Raw genomic sequence first — 3,666 nt, 5'->3', positions numbered from 1 at the left:
CCTCGGCTGGCGCGAGACCTATCAGCTGTTCGGCTTTGCCGCGCTCGGTCTGCTAGTGCCGCTGCTGCTGCTGCCCTGGCGCATGTTCGCAGCCGGCTCGCCGCATGTCGCCAGGAAGAGCGATCCGGATTTCGTCGACAACGGCTGGACGCTCGTGAGCGCGATGCGGCACCACGCCTTCTGGGCGCTGTTCTCGACCTTCTTCTTCACCGCGGTCGGCATGTATGCCATCGCGGCGCAGATCGTGGCCTATCTGATCGACGCCGGTTTTCCGCCGCTCCAGGCTGCGACCGCCTGGGGCTTCTCCGGCATCGTGCTGGTATTCGGCATGCTCGGCGTCTCCGCGCTCGACGGCCTGATCGGACGCCGGCCGTCGGTGCTGTTCAGTTACGCGATCTCGATCCTCGGCATCGTCCTGCTCTGGCTGCTACAGTTCTATCCGCACGTCATCCTGCTCACCGGCTTCATCGTCTGCTTCGGCAGCATGATGGGCTCCCGCGGGCCATTGATCAGCGCCACCGCGATGAGGATTTTCCGAGGGCAACGCGTCGGCACGATCTTTGGCACGATCTCGATCGGCAGCGGCCTCGGCTCGGCGTTCGGCTCCTGGAGCGGCGGCCTGATTCACGACGCGACCGGCGGCTACGATCTGCTGCTCCTCTTCGCGCTTGCGAGCGTGATCCTCGGAATGATTCCATTCCTGATCGTCCCTGCTTTGCGGGAATAGGTCTCCCCGACGTAACCTGCACACCCCGGCTTCACCGGAATCCTACGGACGAGCGCGAGACGAACGTACGAAAAAACGGGGCCGCGTGCGGATGATCGCGACGCTTATCGGTGTTTTGTCCGACATGACGAAAATGTCAGGCTGAATTCACCCTGGGTGGCTTGCGAGGCGGAAGCGAATGCGGTCCAAGTCGCAGCATTGGGTCCAGCATTGGATGGAGGGCAAAACCAATGGACTTTCCTTATCTCACTCGCTTTCAACCGGTTCTCCTGAGCCTGTTTCGCTTCATCACCGGCCTGTTGCTGTTCCAGTACGGCGTCGCCAAGCTGTTCAAGTTTCCCGCCGTTCCAATGTTCGCGAAAGTCGAACTGATGTCGCTCTACGGCGCGGCTGGCGCGCTCGAACTGGTGCTGGGCGGGCTGCTGATGATCGGCCTGTTCTCGCGACTGTCGGCCTTCATCCTGGCCGGTGAAATGGCCTTCGCCTATTTCATGGGGCACATGTTCAGGGGCGAAACGCCGGTGTTCCTGCCATTGCTCAACAACGGTACCCTCGCGATCCTGTTCTGCTTCACCTGCCTGTATCTCTCGGCGGCCGGCGGCGGTCCGATCAGCGTGGACAGCGCCATGGGCAAGAAATAGCCGCTGGGCCAGCGGCGGACGCGCGCCGCGCCGTCACCCATTCACAAGTCACAAGCGCGACGGCCCCGGCAGATTCGCCGGTGCCGTCTCAGCGCGCCCCCAGCACGTTCCAGATCAGAACGAGGGCCGCGACGAGCAGCAGAGACATGATGATGCGATGAACGAATCGATTCATTGCGGCTCCAGCCAGGCTCGTTAGCTACCGAATTCCAGCATCGATTCTCGTCCCAAACCGGCTGGAGCGAGCCCGGCAAGCGGTCTTGCCTGCACGTTTGCGCACCCGCCTGCGCCAGCTCTCCCGGAGCAGGCCCTGCGCGCACCGTTCATGATTGGTAAGAACTTCATGCTACCCGTGCGAGCAATAACAACCATTCCGTAGGGGCTGTGATGAAGTTGCTGAGTCACCTGAAGATCCGCACCAAGCTTGCCAGCATGGTCTGCCTTGCGGCGCTCACGGTCACGGCGATCATCGGCGTATCGGCCCTGCTCAGCAAGAGCCGCATGATGGAGGACCGCGTGCAGCAAATGCGGACCGCGGTCGAGCTCCTCTACAACTACGCCCAAGCGCTCCAGGACGAAGTCACCGCAGGCAAGCTCACGCAAGCCGAGGCCAAGACCCTGTTCCACCAGCGTGGCCGCCGCATGAACTTCAACGGCAACCAGGGTTACCCGGTGGTTTACAATCAGGACTCCTCCCTGGTCGTGAACGGCGCCAATCAGCAGCTCGAAGGCAAGATCACCGGCGCCAAGGATTCCAACGGCGTGTTGATCGCCGACGCTATCATCAAGGCCGGCAGCGAGACCGCGCAGGGCGGCGTGACCTCCTACCTCTATCCCCGCCCCGGCCAGACCGAACCTGTCCGCAAGACCGTGTTCGCGCGAAAATTCGCGCCCTGGAACGTGACCATGAGCTACGGCCTGTATGTCGATGACATCGACGCCGATGTCCGCGCTTTGACGCTGGAGCTCGGCGCGATCGGCGTCGGCCTGATGCTGCTGATGGCGGCGGTGTCCTGGCTGATCGCCCGCGACGTCCTCGGCGCGCTCGACCGCCAGAAGGCCCGCATGCAGGCGATTTCCGAAGGCGACATCGACAAGCCGGTCGAGGAGACCGACCGCGGCGACGAGATCGGCCGCATGGCCGAGACCCTCGAAGTCCTTCGCCAAACGGCGCTGACGGCTCGCACGCTCGAGGCCGAGCAGGCCGCCGCCAAGACGCGCACCGAACAGGAGAAGCGCGAGGCACTGATCGCGCTTGCTGACCGCTTCGATGCCTCCGTCGGCCAGCTCGTCGGCCTGATGGCCTCCGGCTCCGGAGAGCTGGAGCATACCGCCAAGTCGATGTCCTCGACCGCCGAAGGCACCAACCGCCGCGCCGCACTGGTCGGCTCGGCCGCCACCGAAGCCAGCCAGCGGGTCCAGACCGTCGCCGCTGCCGCCGAGGAGCTCTCCTCCTCCATCACCGAGATCAGCCGTCAGGTCGCGCAATCCGCCGAAGTTACCGGACGCGCGGTCGACAGCGCCCGGCGTACCGACACCATCGTGCGCGCATTGTCCGACGGTGCCCAGCAGATCGAGCACGTTGCCGAACTGATCTCCAGCATCGCCGCGCAAACCAACCTGCTCGCGCTCAACGCCACCATCGAGGCGGCGCGTGCCGGCGAAGCCGGCCGCGGCTTTGCCGTCGTCGCCTCCGAGGTGAAGTCGCTGGCGAGCCAGACTGCGGAAGCCACCCGCGAGATCGGCGACAAGATCGCCCAGATCCAGGGCGCGACCAAGGAGGCGGTGGACGCCATCGGCGGCATCACCGCCACCATCGAGGAGGTCAGCCGCATCGCCACCTCGATCGGCGCCGCCATCGAGGAGCAAGGCGCCGCCACCGCCGAGATCGCCCGCAGCGTCTCTCAGACCGCGGAGGCGACCAAGGAGGTCACCACCAATATCGGCGGCGTCTCCACGGCTGCCAACGAAACCGGCAACGCCGCCGGCATGGTTCTCGCGGCAGCCTCAAACCTCTCCAAGCAGGCCGAGCAGCTTTCGGGTGAAGTCGGAACGTTCCTGAAGGGCGTGCGCGCGGCGTAGGAGAGTTTAACCTCTCCCGCTTGCGGGAGAGGTCGCGCCGTAGGCGCGGGCGAGGGCTCTCTCCTCTTGGGGACAGCCCCGGTGCGAAGACAACTGTCCCCTACCCTCTCCCGCAAGCGCAGGGCAATCGCATATGGTTTTTCGAAAGACCTGAGCACGCACCTCGCCCTTCGAGACGACCGCTTCGCGGTCCCTCAGGGTGAGGCTAAGCAGCAT

At 64.6% G+C, this 3,666-nt stretch carries 3 protein-coding genes; all 3 read left to right on the top strand.

Annotation, left to right across the window (positions count from 1 at the left end):
• A partial coding sequence (locus JHD07_RS29035; RefSeq protein ID WP_366865396.1) for an MFS transporter occupies positions 1–727 on the top strand: 727 nt, incomplete at its 5' end.
• 230 nt (positions 728–957) lie between these two features.
• Positions 958–1,368, top strand: coding sequence for a DoxX family protein (locus JHD07_RS29030; protein WP_291628401.1), 411 nt, complete (start codon positions 958–960; stop codon positions 1,366–1,368).
• A 387-nt stretch (positions 1,369–1,755) separates the two neighbouring features.
• On the top strand, positions 1,756–3,450 hold the full coding sequence (locus JHD07_RS29025) for a methyl-accepting chemotaxis protein (protein ID WP_291628399.1): 1,695 nt from the start codon (positions 1,756–1,758) through the stop codon (positions 3,448–3,450).
• Positions 3,451–3,666 lie beyond the last annotated feature (216 nt).

Source organism: Bradyrhizobium sp. (genome assembly GCF_016462955.1).
Taxonomy (GTDB): domain Bacteria; phylum Pseudomonadota; class Alphaproteobacteria; order Rhizobiales; family Xanthobacteraceae; genus Bradyrhizobium.
This window is presented reverse-complemented; position numbering and strand designations above follow the sequence as displayed.

Coding starts and splice junctions, on each gene's coding strand:
- JHD07_RS29030 (WP_291628401.1), top strand. CDS start 958: ATGGACTTTCCTTATCTCACTCGCTTTCAACCGGTTCTCCTGAGCCTG.
- JHD07_RS29025 (WP_291628399.1), top strand. CDS start 1,756: ATGAAGTTGCTGAGTCACCTGAAGATCCGCACCAAGCTTGCCAGCATG.